The organism is Acinetobacter sp. GN11 (assembly GCF_054823985.1).
Genome location: NZ_JRVL01000334.1, coordinates 1 through 753, shown reverse-complemented (window position 1 = coordinate 753; position 753 = coordinate 1). Strand labels below are relative to the sequence as shown.

General features: G+C 41.8%; 1 pseudogene. It reads left to right on the top strand.

From position 1 onward, the window contains the following. Window positions 1–753: pseudogene (locus NL42_RS18905) on the top strand (fimbria/pilus outer membrane usher protein); the annotation flags it as partial.

The following is a 753-nucleotide window of genomic DNA, read 5'->3' as shown; positions in this document are numbered from 1 at the left end:
AGATGTCGGGGTTCCACGCTATAACTATGGGCTGTATTCAAACGATTATGATAATGCCACTTTTGCTTCGGGTGCGATTCGATACGGTTACAGTAACTCACTGACTTTAAGCGGTGGTGCAGAGGCTTCAACAGACGGCCTAACAAACTTGGGCACTGGTTTTGCCAAGAATCTGTTTGGTTTTGGGGTGATCAATGCTGACATTGCAGCGAGTCAGTATAAAGATGAAAATGGTTATTCTGCTCTAGTCGGTTTAGAAGGACGTATTAGTAAGAATATTTCGTTTAATACCAGTTACCGCAAAGTATTTGATAACTACTTTGACCTTGCCCGTGTATCTCAAATTCGATATTTAAAAGATAACCAGATGACTTCTGAGCCGCAGAACTACCTGAGCTACAGTGCGCTGGCAGATGAGATTTTTAGGGCAGGGATGAGCTATAACTTTTACGAAGGGTATAGCGCTTATCTAGGTTATAACCAGATTAAATTTAGCGACAACTCTTATAAGTTATTGTCTGCCAATTTAAGTGGAAGCCTAAACAAAAACTGGGGCTTTTATACCTCAGCGTATAAAGATTATGAAAATCACAAAGACTATGGCATTTACTTTGCGCTGCGCTACACACCGTCTACCCGAGTCAATGCGATTACGAGTGTATCCAGTGATGGTGGTAGGCTGAGTTATCGACAAGAAATATTCGGCTTATCAGAACCACAAATCGGCTCATTTGGATGGGGAGGCTATGTTGA